Origin of the sequence: Saccharicrinis aurantiacus, from assembly GCF_947489045.1 — a bacterium.
Lineage (GTDB): Bacteria > Bacteroidota > Bacteroidia > Bacteroidales > Marinilabiliaceae > Saccharicrinis > Saccharicrinis aurantiacus.
The window spans coordinates 52,268-72,166 of record NZ_CANLCN010000020.1 but is presented as its reverse complement, the minus strand read 5'-3'; the positions used below and the strand labels follow the sequence as shown (position 1 = coordinate 72,166).

12 protein-coding genes are annotated in these 19,899 nt (G+C 35.7%); 2 read left to right on the top strand and 10 right to left on the bottom strand.

The window, feature by feature from the left end; translation table 11 throughout:
• Positions 1-58: 58 nt before the first annotated feature.
• Together QMO11_RS18400 and QMO11_RS18395 are read right to left on the bottom strand one after the other, a co-directional pair.
• The gene (locus tag QMO11_RS18400; RefSeq protein ID WP_282039071.1) at positions 59-2,425 is read right to left on the bottom strand and encodes a TonB-dependent receptor; all 2,367 of its coding nucleotides are present in this window, start codon (positions 2,423-2,425) and stop codon (positions 59-61) included.
• Positions 2,426-2,606: 181 nt separating this feature from the next.
• Positions 2,607-2,954 carry a hypothetical protein gene (locus QMO11_RS18395; RefSeq protein ID WP_282039070.1) on the bottom strand — a complete coding sequence of 116 codons (348 nt, stop codon included), beginning with the start codon at positions 2,952-2,954 and terminating at the stop codon, positions 2,607-2,609.
• A gap of 182 nt (positions 2,955-3,136) precedes the next feature.
• Between QMO11_RS18395 and QMO11_RS18390 the strand changes: the two genes are divergently transcribed.
• On the top strand, positions 3,137-4,294 hold the full coding sequence (locus QMO11_RS18390) for an NAD(P)/FAD-dependent oxidoreductase (RefSeq protein WP_282039068.1): 1,158 nt from the start codon (positions 3,137-3,139) through the stop codon (positions 4,292-4,294).
• 395 nt (positions 4,295-4,689) lie between these two features.
• Entirely contained in the window at positions 4,690-5,955 is a 1,266-nt protein-coding gene (locus QMO11_RS18385; RefSeq protein WP_282039067.1) for an arginine deiminase, read from the top strand.
• 99 nt (positions 5,956-6,054) lie between these two features.
• Here the strand turns inward: QMO11_RS18385 and QMO11_RS18380 are convergent, their stop codons facing one another.
• From QMO11_RS18380 to QMO11_RS18345, 8 genes are all read right to left on the bottom strand, one after another.
• Positions 6,055-7,608, bottom strand: coding sequence for a sulfatase family protein (locus QMO11_RS18380; protein ID WP_282039065.1), 1,554 nt, complete (start codon positions 7,606-7,608; stop codon positions 6,055-6,057).
• Between the two features lie 248 nt (positions 7,609-7,856).
• Positions 7,857-8,309, bottom strand: a complete 453-nt coding sequence (locus QMO11_RS18375; protein WP_282039064.1) for a hypothetical protein — start codon at positions 8,307-8,309, stop codon at positions 7,857-7,859.
• 51 nt (positions 8,310-8,360) lie between these two features.
• Positions 8,361-10,073: a hypothetical protein gene (locus QMO11_RS18370; protein ID WP_282039063.1), complete on the bottom strand. Its 1,713-nt coding sequence runs from the start codon at positions 10,071-10,073 to the stop codon at positions 8,361-8,363.
• Positions 10,074-10,091: 18 nt separating this feature from the next.
• Positions 10,092-11,843, bottom strand: coding sequence for a RagB/SusD family nutrient uptake outer membrane protein (locus QMO11_RS18365; RefSeq protein WP_282039062.1), 1,752 nt, complete (start codon positions 11,841-11,843; stop codon positions 10,092-10,094).
• 12 nt (positions 11,844-11,855) lie between these two features.
• Positions 11,856-14,915, bottom strand: a complete 3,060-nt coding sequence (locus QMO11_RS18360) for a SusC/RagA family TonB-linked outer membrane protein (protein ID WP_282039060.1) — start codon at positions 14,913-14,915, stop codon at positions 11,856-11,858.
• A gap of 222 nt (positions 14,916-15,137) precedes the next feature.
• Positions 15,138-17,024, bottom strand: coding sequence for a right-handed parallel beta-helix repeat-containing protein (locus QMO11_RS18355; protein ID WP_282039058.1), 1,887 nt, complete (start codon positions 17,022-17,024; stop codon positions 15,138-15,140).
• Positions 17,025-17,324: 300 nt separating this feature from the next.
• The gene (locus QMO11_RS18350; RefSeq protein ID WP_282039056.1) at positions 17,325-17,744 is read right to left on the bottom strand and encodes a hypothetical protein; all 420 of its coding nucleotides are present in this window, start codon (positions 17,742-17,744) and stop codon (positions 17,325-17,327) included.
• Positions 17,745-17,913: 169 nt separating this feature from the next.
• Entirely contained in the window at positions 17,914-19,812 is a 1,899-nt protein-coding gene (locus tag QMO11_RS18345; RefSeq protein ID WP_282039054.1) for a Na+/H+ antiporter NhaC family protein, read from the bottom strand.
• Between the last annotated feature and the right edge of the window lie 87 nt (positions 19,813-19,899).

Below are 19,899 nucleotides of genomic sequence, written 5' to 3'. Positions count from 1 at the left end.
GATTGTTTTTAAATAGATAATTGTGCGACACTATGTTGTCGCATTTCATTTGTGATAATTAAAATGGAACTTTAACCAATAATTGAATATTCCTTCCTTGCTCAGGAATTTCTATCTGTCGGTAAAAGCTCATGTGGTTGTAATACTTGGCATCCAATAAATTGAACCCCTGCAATACTAAATCCACCTCCTTATTACTTAATCTAACTTTTGTTGAAAAACCAGCTCCTAACGAGAAGTAACCATCTGTAACCTCTTCGTTTCGGGCCACATTTTCTTGTTTTGACGCAAAGCGGGTATTCACAAAAAATCGACTTTGCTTCAATACTTTTGAATGGGCAAAAGCAGCATAATCTATTTCTATAAATCCGTTTAACGGTGGTGTAAATGGTAAAGGATAACACTGTGAAGGATCATCAGATACTTGTTGATTATAAACATACTCGAGCGTAAAATCTGCACTGAATTTACCCAATTGCCTGCGTGCACTCAACTCTAAACCTGATACAATTGCAGCTGTTTGATCATAAGCATAAATCTGACCTGCATGCGGTAAACTACTCCATTCTCCTGTTGGGCGCAAATACAAAAAGTTGGTGAAATAATACAAATACGGACTTACCGAAAAACTCCACAAACTATTGTTGAATTCAACATTAGCATCGGTATAATACCCCTTTTCCGAATCGAGTTCGCCATTGCCTAACTCATGTCTGAACGAACCGTGATGAATTCCGTTAGAAGATAACTCAACTGCTGTGGGCGTGCGAAAAGCTTTGCCGACATTAAAACGCGTAATCCAATTATTAGCTGGTTCGTAAACAAAACCAACTAACCAACTGTAATCACCATAATCTTTATGCAATTCAGTGCTTCGTTGGGCATAAAAACTGGCTTCTTCTTCGCTACTACCTTTCGCAATAAAATAATCGTATAAAATAGGATCAAAATAAGCCTCGGTATCAATATTTGAATAATCAAACCTAAGCCCTACGTTCATTTTAAACTTATAGTTTATTGTATAAGTATCTTTAGCAAATAATCCGGTTGATAAACTCTGATATTGGGGCATTAAAAAGCTATAACCTCCTACTTTATTATCGCGATACTGCGATTGCGAACCTATGGAAATAGCATGCTTTTCTGTTTCCTTAAAAACATACTTAACATTAGCTGTATAGGTACTCAATCGAAATGCTAACTCTAAATCAGGATCTACTTCTGGGGGCGATTGATTGCCATAGTGTGTATGAAACTCACTTAACTCTTGCCTATTATTAAATTGATAAGCAAGATCAGCTATTAACTCACCTGAGTTGAAATAGAATTTGTTATTACTCATCACCTTGGTATGATTGGCCACTTGATAAGGAAAATCAATATTGCGATAATCACCATCATGTTTCACACGGTCAGCATCCGGCACACCGTGGGCTCCGGGAAAAAATCCGGATTTCTGGTAAACATTACTGATGGTGATCGACGATTTAAAAGCTTCGTGCAAATACCCATATTGAAGATAGGCATCGTACTCTTTACCTGCCGTATTTTTAAGTCGGCCATTATAAATGGGGACAATCCTATCTAAATAAATTATTTGATCTGTTGGCACTTTATAATCGCCATAATCAATGGCACTTGCCCTCACTTTCACATAGTGCTTATCCCCTCTTGCTTCAACAGCGCCCGATGCACCAAAAGTGGCATTTACACTCTTGGTTAAAAAGCTTGCTTCGCCAGAAACTGTATTAGGCAGAGGAACCTTATCGTTACTAATATTAATATATCCACCAATGGCATCGCTACCATACTCAATACCCGATGCACCTTTAACTATTTCGGCAGTTTCAATATTGAAAGGATCAATCTCTAGTCCGTGATCTGCGCCCCATTGCTGACCTTCTTGTTTTACGCCATTTTCACTTACAACTACCCTATTAAATCCCATTCCTCTAATAATAGGCTTTGAGGCATTGGCACCAATATCCATAGCATTTACGCCTGGTAATCTTTCTAAACTTTTAATAAAAGTGCTCGACAAGTTTTGAGCCATGAACTCCGCTGTTACGACTTCGTTTTTTCGCGATTTCATGGTATCAATCCTATTTCCTTTAACAGAAATTTCCTGAACCATTTCGTGCGACGGAATCATGTGAATATCCAAGCTTGTGTTTGAACGAACTAAAGTGTCCAAACTATTATAGCCCATAAAAGTAAAGGTAAGATTTGCTGTTAAGGCCTTAGCCTCAATTGTAAATGCTCCATCACCATTAGTTATGTTACATGTTTTCCCGTAATGAACATGGCATCCTGGCAAAGGCATACCTGTTTCATCAGAAACAACACCCTGAACAGTAAACTGTGCAGAAACATAACTTACAGATAGAAATAGAACAATTATTGTAATAACAATATTCTTATTCATCGTAATCTGATCAACAAATTTATACAACCTATGTCTCTTAATATTTTTAAGAAATAGGTATCCCGGGCATCCTTAAAAACTATACAAGTTTTTAATAAACGCCAATAAACTATTGTATAAGCACAGATATATTGATGCACTTTACCGCATAAAACGGTAAGGCATTATAACTGACACTTAACTAAACCAGATTATTTGGTGGTCCGCGATGGGGATTGGATGAAAATAGAATGGAATTATAGCCTCGTTGCAAACGAGCCGCAAATTCCCTTTGATAAGTATTTGTAATGTGATTTAAAAAAAGCTGCCTTTCAACTTCAAAACCTGCATAATGGAAATTACAGATATAACAATTGTGGTTTGAAACCTCTGTTATGTTACTAGCAAATCCATCGCTCTGCTTTTCATCGGCATGGTGATGATCGCAATACTGGTGCGTAGCTTCACAATGATGTAGCAACTTAGCCATGTTAGGAAACGCGAAAGCTCCCAACACTACAAACGCCAATATTTTAAACCAACTCTTCATAAAAAACATATTCGACTCTATAACTCGAAATGGTTTGTTTTGTTTAAATGAGAGCGCAAATCTATATAATTTTTAAGGAATAACTATTCTAATCTCCGCAAAAGCCATTTTAGCTACAAAATAATTCCTGAACATTATGTAGCCTATCATCTTTATAGAGTATCACCAAAATTTACTAGACTATGAGAGCATATGAATTTGTTATTATTGGCGGCGGAAGTGCTGGTTATAGCGCCATAAAAGCCATTAGGGAAGAACAGAAGAGTGCAAGTATATTATGGATTACCGATGAAGATCGTCTACCCTATAAACGAACTCATATCAATAAAAATATAAAATCGGGTTTTAAGCGAGAAGCCTTTGCTATGGTTAGCAATGAATGGCTCAGTGAGCAGAACATTGAGTTACGTTATGCGCATGTAACTAAAATTGACGGCCCAAATAAAAACCTCACTTTCGCAAATAATGATAGTTTACGTTTTGAGAAACTTATTATTGCGGTGGGTCAATTACCTAAGAAACTAAGCATCGAAAACCTAGAGCACATTGCGCATGTTTATACAGCTCAGCAAGTAGAAGATATCATTAAAAAAGCAGAGCATGCCACTAATGTTTTAATTGTAGGAGCTGGAGTTGAAGGCGTTGAAACGGCCTCACAATTGGTGGATATGGGCAAAAAAGTGGTTTTAATAGATAGAAGTGATATGCTTTTAAAACAGTTCTTCAATAAGCGTTTTAGTGAGCTGATGGCAAATTCCCTTGCTGAGGCAGGAGTTGAATTACAACTAGATTGTAAGCATATTTCTTACAATTCTGATTCGGAAATAACTTCCATCGATGGCAAAAACTACCAGTTTGACATGCATATTAGTACCATTGGATACGTACCAAATATTCAATTGGCTATGGAAAGCGGTATAGCTTGCAAACGAGGGATTATTGTTGATAAAAATCTTAGAACCTCTGTTAATGATATTTTTGCAGCTGGCGATGTGGCCCAACATCCAAATGGACAAACCACAGGCCTTTGGCACGCAGCCGAACAACAGGGTTATATTGCAGGCAAAAATGCTTGTGGTGGTTCTTTAAATAACGAACTTCCTCCGTTTAGAATGAAAACTCAGGTGTTTGAATCGTTCTATTTTTCTGTTCCTCCGAAAGATAAAACATATGAGATTATCGACGATTCGAATGACACCATCACCAGAGAACTCTACTTTTATGATAATAAATTAGAAGCTGCACTGGTAAAAGATGATGCTACTAGAGCCAAATTGTATCAGAAAGCATTATTGGAAGGATGGGATAAAAAGCAAGTAATTGAAAAACTAGCCTTATAGTGTTATAATAGATATTTAAATTCAATCCAAAATATAACAGCAAAATTACCCCTTCCCTATTGAATAAATACATCTATTCAAACAAAAAAACAGTACCTGAACAGAAGATGATAAGTCCACTATGCATATTACCCTCCGCCTATTGCGAAAAGGTATTTCTTAATTATCTAAAGGCAACGCTTTATATCAATAGGGCTGTTCCCGATGGTAAAAAGTGACTCTTTGTCACAAAAAGGCACTTCCCAAAGGTTAAAAGGCACTTCCCAATGACAAAAAGGAACATTTTGTCAGGTAAAGGCTATTCCCATACATTTTGCCTACCATCCATAATAATTATCATCCTTTTGGTGAGATGCTTTACGTAATTTTGCCCTAAACAATCACAAACAATAAGTATGAGCCAAATTATAGAAACTTCAGTTGATTCAGAAATTGGAGAATTAGAAGGAGTAATATTACACACGCCAGGTAGCGAGGTTGAAAATATGACTCCGGGTAATGCAGAAAGAGCCTTGTACAGTGATATCCTAAACTTATCAGTAGCTGATGAAGAATACCAACAGCATGCCGGTGTTTTAAATAAGGTGACTAAAACTTTTCAGGTTAAAGATTTATTGGAAAGCTGCCTTAATAACAACTCGGTAAAAAATAACTTAGTTACAGATATCTGTACCAGCGAGAACGTATTATTTTTAAAAGATAAGTTATTGGATTTGCCTTCAGCTGAATTAGCCCAACAAATTATTGAAGGTGTGCCCTTAGAGAACAATACTTTAAGTGCATTTTTATCTGATGAACGCTATGCTTTACGACCTTTGCATAATTTCTTTTTTACACGCGATGCTTCAATAACAGTGCACGATAAGGTGCTGATTGGTAAGATGGCGAATAAAGTGCGAGAAAGAGAATCGTTGGTTATGGAAACCATATTTAACAATGCTCCGTTAATCAAATCATCTACCATTAATCCTACCGAAAGCTCGGGCGATCAAAACCTGATTTCTATCGAAGGTGGTGATGTACAAATTGCACGTGAAGATATTTTAGTAATTGGTACCGGCGAAAGAACCACAACACAAGGGATTGATTTTATAGCAAAATCGATACAACAAAGACATAAAGGCAAACACTATATAGTGGTGCAACAACTGCCATCGAAACCCGAATCATTCATTCATTTAGACATGGTTTTTACCTTTTTGGATAAAGACAATTGCATGGTATACGATCCGGTAATTATGCAACCCAACAGGTATCAAACCATTTTAATTACGATAGATAATGAAGAGGTTCAGAAAATTGAAAAGAAAGATAACCTGCTAAATTGTTTAAAAGGTTTAGGTATGGATCTTAAACCAATATTTTGTGGGGGCAGAAAAGACCTTTGGATTCAAGAGAGAGAACAATGGCATAGTGGGGCTAACTTTTTTGCTATTGCTCCGGGTAAAGTTATGGGCTATGCCCGAAATGTTTATACCCTTGAGGATATGAATAACAATGGCTATGAAATAATCTCGGCAAGTGATGTAATTAACAACAAAGTTGATATTAACACCTACAACAAGTGTGTTGTAACTATTCAGGGTTCTGAATTAGCCCGAGGTGGTGGTGGTGCACGATGTATGACAATGCCTATCCGCAGAAAAACGGTTACTTGGTAAGCAATAAGTATTATTGCAACAGTTGAGTATTTACAAGACACATAAAAAAAGGCTATAAAACATCTGTTTTATAGCCTTTTCTATATTATCAATTATCGCTTATCTAAGCTCTAACTTTTTTGTATTACCATATTCACCGCGTATCGCTGTAAATTCAGCTAACATTTCCTCTAATTTCTCAGGCTGTGCTTTTGCTAAATTATTCTCTTGGCCAATATCTTCTTTTAAGTTGAATAGCATAAAGTCTGTGCTAATTCCCATTTCAATATTAACCTGAGTGTTAACTGGCTTTCCTTTGTAAGGAGGAATTAAAATCCAATCTCCTTTACGGAAAGCAGTTTTTGTATTTGCTTCAATTACTAAGCTTTCTCTTCCTTTAACTGAAGTTCCTAAAAATGCATCCAATACATTTTTACTATCCGAATAAGTTTTATCAGAACCTAACATCGCTCCAATCGAAGTCATTAAATCCATTTGGCATACTAAAGCATCAGATACTTGTGGCTTAATAGTACCTTTCCAATAAGTCATTAATGGCACACGTGTACCCGCTTCAAATAAACTATACTTTCCACCTTTTAAAGGACCTGTAGGCTTATGATTTCCTAATAACTCAACAGCATCATCATTATAACCATCGTTTAATACTGGTCCGTTATCACTAGAGAAAACCACTAAAGTATTTTCTAAGATACCTTCTTCCTCTAAAGTTTTCATAAACTCACCAATTACCCAGTCAGCTTCTAAAATTACATCACCTCTTGGTCCCATACCTGATTTACCAACAAAACGAGGATGTGGTGTACGTGGTACGTGAGGTTGTTGCATTGCATAGTATAAAAAGAATGGTGCGTCTTTATGATTCTTCACATAATCTTGAGCTTTAGCTAAGAAGTGATCTGCCATATCAACATCGTTCCAACGTGCTTTCTCTCCACCTTTCATGAATCCAATACGAGGAATACCGTTGATGATAGTGCTGTTATGACCGTGATGCCACATCATTTCACATAATTCAGGATTATCTTTACCTGTAGGCTGACCTTCAAAGTTGTTTTTATAATCTACTTCGATAGGATCGTTAGGATCTAAACCAACAACATTTCCATTATCAATATATACCGTAGGAACACGATCTTGTGTTGCTGCCATAATATATGCCTCATCAAAACCAACTTCGTTTGGTCCAGGAGTAACATGCTCGTTCCAATTCACCACGCCCGTTCCTAAACCTAAGTGCCACTTACCAACAACTGCAGTTTGGTAGCCATGCTCTTTCATCATTTTTGGGAATGTAAACTGATCTGTTTTAATCAACAAAGGAGCTGTACCTGGTAAGATACGGGCATCTTTATTTCTCCAAGGATATGTACCTGTTAATAATGCATAACGAGATGGTGTACATGTAGCAGAAGAAGCGTAACCATTGGTAAATTTAACGCCACCATTAGCAATAGCATCAATATTAGGAGTTTGAATTTCAGTAGCTCCGTAAGCACTTAAATCGCCATATCCTAAGTCATCTAAATAAATAACAACTACATTAGGCTTAGTTTCTTTTTTTGTCTCTTTAGTTGTGCTTGTTCCGCATGATGAGAAAAGCGTTAATACTAAAGCGAACACAAGGGATAATGATAAATATGTTCTGTTCATCTTCAAATAAATTATTATGTATAAAAGTTTATTTTAAATAACGATGCGCAATGTACAAAATAATAGATTGTAACATTGTTCTTGTAAGTACAATTGACATGTTCTTGAGTGTTTGCCCCCCCAAATAATTAAACACACCTTATTAAAAAAGTACTCAACTGTACATTTGTACAGTTTTTAAAATGGATACGCACAAAAAAAGCTGCCCATAGATATGACAGCTTTTATAAATCAAAATGTTTTAAACTTTAAAACAATCGCTCATCAGTATATATCGTACATGCTGATGTTGCTGAAAGTACTGTATCATTAGCTGCAGTAATTTCATACTCCTCATAAACACCCACGCTATCAATTGCAGTTCCACTTATGTGATAAAAACGAATAAGAGTAGTGTCATTATCATCCTCAGTAAGTGCTTCTCGTTCTAAGGTGTAATTTACAAGGTAACCTTCGCTTGAAGTTTTATCCTTAAAATCTACCATCGCAAAACTTTTTAAAGTTGAAGCTTTTTCAAATTCAATAAGTAAAGCCTTTTCTTTATACACCTCAACTGCGTGTAACGAGATATCATCATTTAAATCTGTAAGTAAATAGATAGGCGTAAGAGCCGTATCTGAATCTTGCCACTCTACTTCATCGCAACTTGTAAAGGTTAGTACTGCTAAAGAAATCCATATTGCTTTATATAATAATTTCATTGTTTCTGATATTTAGTGCAGCTCCCAAAAGAGAGCTGCATGAATAATAAACTATGGTCGTAATTCTAAATTAGTAAACGAATGATCGTCAATATAAAAGGTTTGATCTCCAACTGCAGTAGGGTTATCAGCTGGGTTCACTAATAAATCGTATCGTTTCCCAGACACAATTAAATCGGTAGTTACTTCTTGACTTAAAGTAACCCACTTACCTCTTTCCACATCAGTAAGATCCCAAGGAATAGCTTGATATGGTGTTTGAATCGCCGTTTTGATTTTAGTCATTGTATTACCACTTTCTAAGTAAATATTTAGCGTAACAAGGTATGTACCTGCTGGTATATCTCCTTCCTTTGAGAAGTCTGATCCTTGCAGGGTTCTATTTTTAGTAAAACCATCTGTACTGCTGTACCTCATAGAAGCCTTGCCTGATAATGACATACTTTCCGTACGTTGATAGGTTCCATTATCATTAATCGCAGCTCCCCAATATCCTTCACAATAAGCTTTTAAGATATTTGAATTGAAAACTTCGAATCCTGCCCAATCACTATCTAATATATTTTCACCCGCATAGATAAGAACATCTTCATTAGTAAATAAACTTAAACTACGCTCATCAGAAGATTTTATTTCTCCTTTTGCAGGGTCGTATGATACCTTTATTTTATCGGTATTATAAATTGGATCTGCTAAGGTTAACTTTATACTAGTTGGGTCTTCAGGATTTACTTCTGCTAATTGCACTGCAATCACTTCATCAAAACCTGTTTTATCATTTGTTACATTTACTGTAAATGCGCTTTCGATACCAGAAAATTTAGCAACTGTACCTGAAACACTAAATGTGATAGATTCATCCTCATGCTCCATAAGTCCACCTATAAATACAAATGGTTTTGAAGAAGCTACAGTTCTTACGTGCAATGGAATACGTTTCAATGTATTAGCTGAAGGAACACTGTTATTTTCACTAGTTCTCTCAGAACGTAAAGTACCTGCACCATTATTAGTATCTCCTAGTTTATTGTAATAAACAATGCTTTCAGCAAGATTTGAAACCTCATTCGGTTTATTAAAAAAGGTCCAAGTTCTACCAGTTGGTCGGTCTGTAGTAGTTAAATCAACATATTTTAGTCGACTTCCCATCTCAACCTCAATTGTATCCCACTCTGCGGCATCTTCCAATTGAGGATCCCACTCTTCATCTACACTAAGGATTTCTTTCTCTTCAATTATATTACCATCCTCATCTTCTACTAATTGAAAAACCTGAAATGCAGGTTTCATAGCTCCGTAAACATCCACAATAAAAGTGGTATCAATTACCCATATATCACCTTCTTGAATAGCTTCAAATTCAACCGCTCCTTTGTAGCTAACTTTTTCAGAGAAAGTATTATAAAGTCTTACTTTTCTTTCGCCAGGCTTCGTAAATAAAATACTAACAGCTGCATCATCACTTGATAAACCTTTCGTTTCATCAATAAACAATGGCAATGAGTCATTTTTACTAAAACCATCTTTTAAAAAGTATGCGCCTTCTTCAATGATCCATTCGTGACTAAGAAGCCCCTGTGAGAGATCCATAAAAGCCATATACTCATCTTCGTTGAGCTGATAATCTGTTCCGTTTCGCTGACTGGTATACCATGATACATCGGATACAAAACCTGCTGGCTCATATTCATTATCGCAAGCTCCCACAAAAAAACTGAAGGCTAGCAGAATTACTAGTATGTATATATTTTCTAATCTTTTCATTTTTCTTCGCTTTTAAGATTAATTGCCGTACAAACCTGGATTACTTACAATCTCTGTTGATGGAATTGGCAACCAAGCATGTAAATCGTACTTAAAGTTAATAGCTGCTTGCTCAAAGTCTTTAGCAACCGCTTTATTCGGGTCGTTTGGATCTATCTTGGTAATGGTACTATTCCATTTTACCTTACTGCCATCTTTAGGGGCATAATCAGCTGTCCAGAATGTTTCAGCAGCGCGTTTCTCAAAGTTCGACTCCAACTTACCCCATCTGCGCAAGTCAATCCATCGGATAGAATGCCCTTCGATAGACATCTCTAATGGCTTTTCAATTTCTTGCAAACGATCTAACAAGCTCTGATCATCATAAGCAACTTCATTGTAAGTGTACTGAGTATCTCCATTACTTAAGCCCAATCTTATTAAGCCCCAACGACTACGTACATCATTGATCAACTTTAAAGCCTCATCTATTTTGTTTTGATAGATATAACACTCCGCTAACATCAAATACACATCTGCTAAACGATTCACTGTGATATTTTTTCCTGAGTGATTTCTACCTCCTGGATTATCATTTTCATCGCTTAAAATATCATGGTTGGTATACTTTTTATATCGAGAGAAACCATTATCGTAACTAAAGGGTGCTTTACCACTATATACTGCTGGCTTACCATAATACAACGAATTTTCATCTTGAAATAAAGCTACCATCGCTGATCCTCTTAAGGAAACATCTCTCATTGTTGAAGTCACATCATAGTTTCTTGTGTCCAATGGATCCATTTCTTCGTTAAGGTACTCCCATATCATCCAACATGAAGGAAAAAATGATGAAGTGGTATTTGACCATGAGTCAGAAGCTAACCTATTGGTTAACCTATCCTCTACCCATGTATTTAACTCTGGCTTTAAAGCAGTAGTATATTCAATTTCAAAAATAGACTCTTTGTTATTCTCTCCGGCCGTGGTAAATAATAACAGAGTATCCTGCACTAACTCATAAGCATATGATTTTTCGCCATCAACGTTATTGATATTACAAATATCCTCGAACATTACAACTGCTGAATCTATTTCATTTTCATACAGAAAACTAGTTCCTAAAATTGTAGCAGCGCTACCTCTGGTTACTCTATAATTATCCTTAGCATCTTCGAAGATTGTTGGTAAAGTTTCGTAAGCATATTTTAAATCCTCTCTGAAAAATTTAATTACATCTTCTGATGGGGATAATGCTTTATTATATTCTTCAGTTGTACTTGGTACAAAATCTCTTATAATAACACTTCCCTTATTAAAATCAGAGTGCAAATAAAAATGAAATAAGCCTCTAAAGAAACGGGCCTGCCCCATTTGTATAGCCCATGCATCAGGATCAACAGAATCTTTACACTTTTCTAAACCAGCAATGGTTTGATTAGCTCTAAATATACCTAGATAGAGGGACTCCCATTTGTTATAAATAGAAATATCTGTGTTGGTATATAACTGAAAGTTCCACTGAGCACCAGTTTCTCCGTAGTTAGGGCGACCGAACCCAGGTACTGCCATATCTGATCGATAGGCCTCTTCTTTAATATTAAGCACATAATGACTTAATAAACTAGCATAAACCGAATTTAATGTATAATCTGTTTGCTCCAGGTTATTCCAAAATGATTCACTATCTGATTGATTAGGATTTGATTCCTCTAACCAATCTTCACAAGCCATAAAAGATACACTCAATAAAATGGCAATTGTATATTTTAATATGTTCTTCTTCATAAGTTCTAGTCTTTAAAAGTTTAGATTAAAACCAACGGTATATAATGCAGTAACAGGATAATTTCCTTTATCCAAACCTTTACTCCTTACATTACCTCCTACTTCTGGATCATAACCTGTATACCCAGTAATAGTTAATGGATTTTGAGCAGTTACATATAGTCGACACTTACTAATACCCCATTTTTGAGTTGTTGAATTTGGTAAAGTGTAACCCAGGGTTATTTCCTTTAAACGAACAAAGGTTCCATCTTCGAGCCACAAATCAGTATATCCTGCATAATTAGGATGTTTATCAGGTTCCCCTCTATAGGATGGTATGCTAGAACCCGGATTATTATCAGACCACTGATAAATTAAATCGGCGTGGCGTCCCCAACCATAAGCAGTAGCTTTGGCTCCATTCATAATTTCATGGCCAATTGCAGAATACCACTGCATCGAAAAGTCAAATCCTTTGTAATCTGCTCTGGCATTTAAGCCGGCTTCGTACTTGGGTAAACCACTACCCATGTAAACTCTATCTAAATCAGAGATCTCTCCATCGCCATTATTATCAACATAAATTAAATCACCCAAATTTGCATCTGGTTTTACTTTTTGGTATTCTGCCAACTTTGCGTGCGTATCAACAATACCGTTTGTTTCATAAATAAAGAAAGCACCTGCCTCATAACCTTCAGCTAAAGCAGTAACCTGCGATACGGCTTTTTTACCTGAAATCAGACCTGAATCATCCATTAATGTAAAACCACCTAAGCCATTAATCTTAGTAACCTTATTATCGTTTGTACTAAAAGTTCCGTTAAAGCGCCAATTTACTTTTCCTGTTCTGGCTCTATAACCAAGGGCAAGTTCAATTCCTTGGTTAGTCATATCACCAACGTTTAAATAAACAACAGATACCTTATCATGACTCATATTGACATTTGGTATATTACCTGTTGAACCAGGCAATGTTATAGGCATAAGCATATCTCGCTTGTTGGTATTGTAATACTCCGCTGTGAATGTAATTTTATTCTTTAAAAAGGATAAATCAATTCCTATATTACTCTGTATTGATGTTTCCCATTTCACATCGCCATTTGCAAAAGAAGTTTGCGCTGCTCCGTATTTAATATTATCGGCATTTGAATAATCTAAGCCAGCTTCAATACCTGCAGAATAAGCATAGTTTCTAAAGTTCTGGTTTCCTACAGCACCATAACTACCTCTTAGTTTCATATTATTAACAACGTCTTTTAAACCTGACCAGAAGCTTTCATCGGAAATATTCCATGCAGCTGAAGTAGATGGAAATACTCCCCAACGATTCTCTTTAGAGAACCTTGATGAACCATCGCGTCGAACCGAAGCACTAAATAGGTATTTACTTTTATAACCATACTGCACCCTACCTATTGTACCTATTAATTTATTGACATAATCGTTACCTTGAGAACTTGCACTAGGATTAGCTATTGCCCCATCAAGAACATCTATTTCGTTATTAAAAACCGCAGCTTTTTTAGATTGATGACTTTCGAACTGAAACTTCTCTAAAGACTGAGCCGCCATCAAAGTAAGATTGTGAACCTTGTTAAACTTTTTACGATAAGTTAAGTTAGCATCCCACGTTAAAGCAGTTCTGCGACTGGAAGTATTGGTTACTGAACTATTGGTTTCTTTACTTCCTATTAACTCTCCGTCCACATCATAAACTTCCTGAAACGGACTAAATTGATGACGATAGTCGTTGGTTGCATTTGTACCTAAACGAGTAGATAAGTTTAAGCCTTGTATGATTTCGTAGTTAATATTAAAGTTTCCGTATGCATTAACTCTATTGCTTTCGTCAGTATTTCTAAAACTGTCCATTACCCAGTTAACACGATTGGATTCTGTAGAATGACTCGTTTCAATTGGTGAATCACTATTCGGATCAATCATCTCCATGGTAGGATGATACTTAATCGTTTGTGTTATAATTCCTCCTGGCGCACGGTCTGTTTTTTCTTGAGTCATACCAATACTTGCATTTATACGCCATTTTCCGTGTTTGTAAGTCGTATTTGCTCTGGTATTAAAACGCTCAAAGTTTGAGTTTACAATTACCCCTTCTTTGTTATAATATCCTGCAATTACATTGTAAGAGATATCTTTTGTTCCACCTGAAATATTAACACTATAGTCTTGTACCGGTGCATAGTCAATAAAAACTAAGGAACCTAAGTCTGTATCATTCTGAAAACTTTCAGCAGAACGCAAAGTTGACAAAAACATATCATCATCATTACTACCACTTACAATTCTACTAGTTAAGAAATCGGCATAAGTCTGTTCCGAAGCATTCATCAGCGGTGTTCCTGAACGAATATCCTGAATACCGTAACTACCGTTAACCGAAACTTTTAAAGATCCTTCTGTACCCTGTTTGGTAGTGATTAAAATAACACCTGCAGCACCACGAGTTCCGTATATGGCACAAGAAGCTGCATCTTTTAAGATATCAATGGTTTCTATTTCATTGGTACTTAAACGAGGATCTCCTTCTTGAGGGACACCATCTACAACATATAATGGTGTATTGTTACCATCAATAGAACTTACTCCTCGAATTAAAATACTTGAATTCTCTCCTGGCGCACCAGAGTTCGCAGTAACGTTAACACCCGCTACTAGACCTTGTAAAGCAGTTCCTACATCAGAGGTTACCACACGGGTAATATCATCTGACTTTACTTGCGCAACAGCACCCGTTAATTCTTTCTTTTTAACGGTGCCATAACCAATGGCAACAACTTCATCCAAACCAATACTCTCGGTTACTAACTTAATGTTTAGCTGAGGACTATTCACTACCTGTTCTTGGTTTTCCATTCCAATAAAACTAAAAACTAGCGTTTCGCCTTTTTTAGCTTTTATTACGTAAACCCCATCAAAATTACTAATTGTACCTGATGAAGTACCCTTAACTATAACACTAACTCCGGGAATTGGTAGCCCATCCTCTGAAGCAGTAATTTTTCCTTGTACGGTAATATTTTGAGCATATATTGGTGCCCAAGATATTGCAACAAGTAACAACATAAGAAAGACGCATTTTGGCGCACCTTTCATAAGATTTTTTGCTTTCTTTGATTTCATATTAATTTAGGTTTTATACCAATTGGTATCAAAACGACGGTAACAGTATTTCGACTCACGGTTATCGTCGTTTCATTTCATTCTTGTTTTTTCCAGATTCTTACTTGCTTGCAGCACTCACGAAGAGTTCTCTACTGATGTTTTAAGTTTTTTCATTATTTAGATCTATTTGAATTGTATTTCGTTAGCAACACCATCGCTCACAATCATTTCAGATGCTTTGCCATCGTAACTATTATTACTAAAAATTACATTCTCAGAATGATTGATTATAACTACCGGGTTTTGCGCGTTAAGCTGTGGGAAGGTACCTGAGTTGGTAATTTTATTACCGCTTACTTTAACACCATCAGCATTTGAAATTTGCAGTATCAAATTATCAAACTGATTAAATATATTGTTGGTAATTTCTACATTACGGAAAGCAATATTATCATTGTCATCATCGGTATCAAATCGTATAACACCTCTATCGAATCCGCTATGTTGGCAATCCTGAAAAGTATTATTGTTAATAAATACATTGGCTGCATTTCCTGACTCGTACCAATGTCCACTTTCAACAGGAACTAAGATTGCTTCCATCTCAGTATGGAAAAAGCAATTCTCAACTACTGTTTTCTTAGGCGTTGATAACAACAATCCACGGGCTCTATTTTTACTAATATTACAATTGCTAATATAGGCTTCAGGATAAGCGCTTAAGTTTTCAACTAGGTCTCCGGCTTTCACTGAAGCAGGAATTTTTTCATTAAAAGTGATAATTTGATATCGCCCGTTTAAATACTGAATATCCTTAATGGTTAATTCATTATATGGATAAAAAGAATCACTTAATCGTACCAAACCTATGGTATCATTAGCAATACCAATGGTAAAACCCTTCTGTTGGTCGTGCCCCATCCTAACCCCTAAACGGTAATCATCTAATACATCAACAATTTTCTGATAAGTACCGTGAATATTAGATGCATCATCTAATTGATTATTGAACGTACAGTTTTTCAACACCACTTTTCCTCTACATCCTACAAAGTGTGTAGCATCTGCTGTGGTTGATACCATTCTACCATGAGAAGGAGTAACATTAAAATTATCCAAAATAATATCCGCTGAATTCTCAGCAATAATTCCCATACCGCCCGCATGGTGAATATTTACATTTGTTCCTTTAAATCCATATACATGTGTTAAACGAAAGGCTGGCGCTACGCGATTTAAACCCTGAGATCCTTTGGCAGTAAGAACCATTCCTACTTGAGGTAATTTTTTAGTGTGGTTAAATATCCGTACCACACCTGGCTTAATTTCTTTACAAACTAACTTATTCTCTCTACCTAAGTTTTTATACTCAACAGCACGCTTATCAACTTCGTACTTATATTTTACCTTATCTATATTTCGCTTGGTCTTAATTCCTTTTACTGCAGTAAGATTTGTATAAGATTCCGTATCAAAAGTAATTGCCTCTCGAGCAGGATCGTATAAAATAGTTTGTCCTAAACTATGCTCATAATATGGTTTCACAAACCATAACTGCCCATTACGAATTTCATATGGGTAGTCATCACTAAACTGTACATCAAAAGTTTTGTCTTTTGCATTATTGGCAACAATTAAACCCTCACTATGAAACGGAGTTTCCCAATCAATACTCAAATTTTTGATATTGATATTCTTTGACTCATCCATTAAAAAAGGAATCATAATACCATGAAATATGAAAGTAGAACCTTGGCCATCGACAGTTAGATTTTCAAAATTCTGTAAAGGAAATGGGGTACTAACCATTACATCACAATGGTTTGAAATATGACAATACTGCTCTAATCCTTTATCAGGATAAAAGTGATAAGTACCCTTTTCAAACTTAATTTCTGAAATAGGATTATTTGTAGCCTCTAAAATTCTACTAACTACAGAAGGTGTTGCATCATCAGATATGCTTGTTGTAAACATTACATGTTCACCTGGTTTAACTGCTGGTGTACATCCCACTAAGGAGAATAAGGTAATTAATAATAATGCAAAATGAATAACTATTCTTCTCATTTAAAGCTCTGTTAATTGTGTGTACTTTGATTTACAATACAAACATTTAACTTTTTTAAACAAATAGCGCATTCATCAGTAATTGCCATGTACTTATTAGTTATATTTCAAATACAACCAATCCACACATTTGCTCAAATCACTGTTTACATGACTATTACACTCTAAATTATTATATTATCAACTACTTCTATTTTTGTTAAAAAAAGCATTAAATAATGATCAATAAGAGGATTGCAGACAAAAAAAATCCCACCTCGCAAATGAGATGGGATATATAATAAGATGTTATTCTATTCTTTAATGAAAAGTAAGCGTTGCTAAAACTACTATAACAATACCCACTATTAAAATCAAATTTTGAAGTTTATCGAATTTTGGAAGATAAGAAGTATCGTTACTCTTCTTTATCCTTTTCACATAAATACTACCTACAATAATTAGTATCAAACTTAATACAACTAGGACTAATTTAGTAGTTAATAATGGCATTACTCCAAGTACCGACCAATATGGTGTCATTAGGTATCCGCCTGAAAGAATCAATAACGTAATCCCTAGTTTCAATACATAAACCAATGGAAGCACTGCCTTTTTGATTTCTAGTGCCAATTGGTCTTCTTTTTTGTTTGCAATTTTTGTTACCACAAATGCGGCAAAACCACTCCCAACAAATATGGCTATCGATATAAAATGTATTATTAACATTACGTCTCTCATCTTCTATATTTTTAGTTTCCTAAACTGGTTAATCAATACATAAAACAACTCATAAACTATGAATTTGTTTATTGTACGAGTTAAGAATAACTTCAAATTTTAAAGCGCACGCTTTTATCAAGCTCGTTTCTGACCTAATGCTCGCCCAAGATGTTTATGGAGTATAGAATTAAGTGCTCTTGCCTAACTTAACTACAGCCAAGTAAAGTATGGCAAAACCAGCTATAAACAACCATATTGAGGAAATACCAAATGCTGCGGGTATCGTTCCTACAGCTATTGAAACACCACCTACTAATAGTGCATACGGCATTTGGGTACGCACGTGTGATAGGTGATTACATGAACTCGCCAATGAACTTAAGATAGTAGTATCTGATATTGGCGAACAATGATCGCCAAGAACAGAACCTGCCAAAACTGTTGAAACAACATTGTAGAATATTGGTAAAGCCATTTCGGGGGTAAAGCCATATTCCATTGATATTTTCCAACAAGCTGGTAAAATAAGTGGATATATAATTGCCATAGTTCCCCACGACGAGCCTGTACTAAAAGCAATTAAAGCCGAGAACACAAATGTTAAAGCAGGTACCCAATAAGGACTCATCTTTAGAAACTTCAGCAAATCTGTGATAAAAATTGCAGTATGCATATGTTCGGTAATAAGTGCCACACTCCAAGCTAGTACTAATATTAAAACGGCATTAAACATGGTTTTAAATCCACTAACCATTCCTTCCATTGCCTCCCTTAAGTTGGAGATTCGCTGGGCAAGAGTTAATGTTAACGCAGCAACAACACCCAAGAGCGAAGACCATAATAGAGCTACAAAGCTATCGGCATTACCTATAATTTCAGAAAGTTTTGTGGTTATAGGCAATGAAGTATCATTCCAAACTGCCGAGTCCCAACCTGTGTAAACCAAGCCTGATATTGTTCCAACAACAACCACAAAAACTGGGATAAAAGCATTGTACCATCGTCCTTTCACACTATCTGGCACATCAAACTCGTTAGCTCCATGGGCACTTTTAACTGCATTAGTGTTGATGCCAGAACTATTTCGCGCCTCTATTTCACTATGATACATAGGGCCGAAATCTTTCTTCTTCACTATTAAAAATAGAACGAAACCCAAGGTGAATATTGGATAAAAAGAATATTTTAAGGAGTGCAAGAATACTTGGTATGCAGATTGGTTAAGCCCCAACTGATCAATACCCTCGGTGATGTAACTTAACTCGGCTCCAATCCAGGTAGTAATAAATGCAATGGATGCAATAGGTGCTGAAGTAGAATCTACAATGTACGCAAGCTTCTCTCTTGAAACTTTAAGTTTATCAGTAACCGGACGCATTGTATTACCTACAACCAAAGTATTGGCATAATCATCAAAAAATATCAACAAGCCCATTAGCCAAGTAATAAACTGACCCGAACGTGGGCTATTGGCATAACGCGATAATTTATTAACTACCCCTTTCATACCTCCGTTAAGGGTAATAAGTGCTACCATACCCCCAATTAACATCGAAAATATAATAATAGAAATATGTCCGCTATCGTTAATGGCTTCTAAAGCATAAGTATCAACAACGCTGAACATCCCTTTAAATAAACTTATAAATAACGAGAACCCTTTATAACGCCATATTATTGTTGTTCCAACAAGTAGCCCCACAAATAAAGAAGAGAAAACTTCTTTGGTTAATAGCGCCATAATGATGGCGATTAACGGAGGAAGTATCGACATCCATAAAGGAATGGGCGTTAATTCTTTTTCATATAATAACTTATCATTTTCATATACCTTTAATTCACTTCTAGTCTCAACTTCAGCATGTATAGTTGCTACCTCATCTTCCCAAGAAGCTTGAACTTTATTCCCATTTATTTCGAACCAAATATTATCGTATGAATTGGCATCTAAATTAGATATATTTAGCTCCAAATCTGAAGGTACGGAAGATACAAATACATCAGGAGTTTTTAGATCAATAACTTTAGGTTGTGCATTAACTGTGTTTAACCCAATTAACAAACATAAAAAAACAATAAACCGCATACTGGAAATTTATAAACTAATTAAGCATAAAGGTACTAAAAACTGAATTTCTATGTTATACTTTATACAATGAGTTGATACTGACTT

Coding starts and splice junctions, on each gene's coding strand:
- QMO11_RS18400 (WP_282039071.1), bottom strand. CDS start 2,425: ATGAATAAGAATATTGTTATTACAATAATTGTTCTATTTCTATCTGTA.
- QMO11_RS18395 (WP_282039070.1), bottom strand. CDS start 2,954: ATGAAGAGTTGGTTTAAAATATTGGCGTTTGTAGTGTTGGGAGCTTTC.
- QMO11_RS18390 (WP_282039068.1), top strand. CDS start 3,137: ATGAGAGCATATGAATTTGTTATTATTGGCGGCGGAAGTGCTGGTTAT.
- QMO11_RS18385 (WP_282039067.1), top strand. CDS start 4,690: ATGAGCCAAATTATAGAAACTTCAGTTGATTCAGAAATTGGAGAATTA.
- QMO11_RS18380 (WP_282039065.1), bottom strand. CDS start 7,608: ATGAACAGAACATATTTATCATTATCCCTTGTGTTCGCTTTAGTATTA.
- QMO11_RS18375 (WP_282039064.1), bottom strand. CDS start 8,309: ATGAAATTATTATATAAAGCAATATGGATTTCTTTAGCAGTACTAACC.
- QMO11_RS18370 (WP_282039063.1), bottom strand. CDS start 10,073: ATGAAAAGATTAGAAAATATATACATACTAGTAATTCTGCTAGCCTTC.
- QMO11_RS18365 (WP_282039062.1), bottom strand. CDS start 11,843: ATGAAGAAGAACATATTAAAATATACAATTGCCATTTTATTGAGTGTA.
- QMO11_RS18360 (WP_282039060.1), bottom strand. CDS start 14,915: ATGTTGTTACTTGTTGCAATATCTTGGGCACCAATATATGCTCAAAAT.
- QMO11_RS18355 (WP_282039058.1), bottom strand. CDS start 17,024: ATGAGAAGAATAGTTATTCATTTTGCATTATTATTAATTACCTTATTC.
- QMO11_RS18350 (WP_282039056.1), bottom strand. CDS start 17,744: ATGAGAGACGTAATGTTAATAATACATTTTATATCGATAGCCATATTT.
- QMO11_RS18345 (WP_282039054.1), bottom strand. CDS start 19,812: ATGCGGTTTATTGTTTTTTTATGTTTGTTAATTGGGTTAAACACAGTT.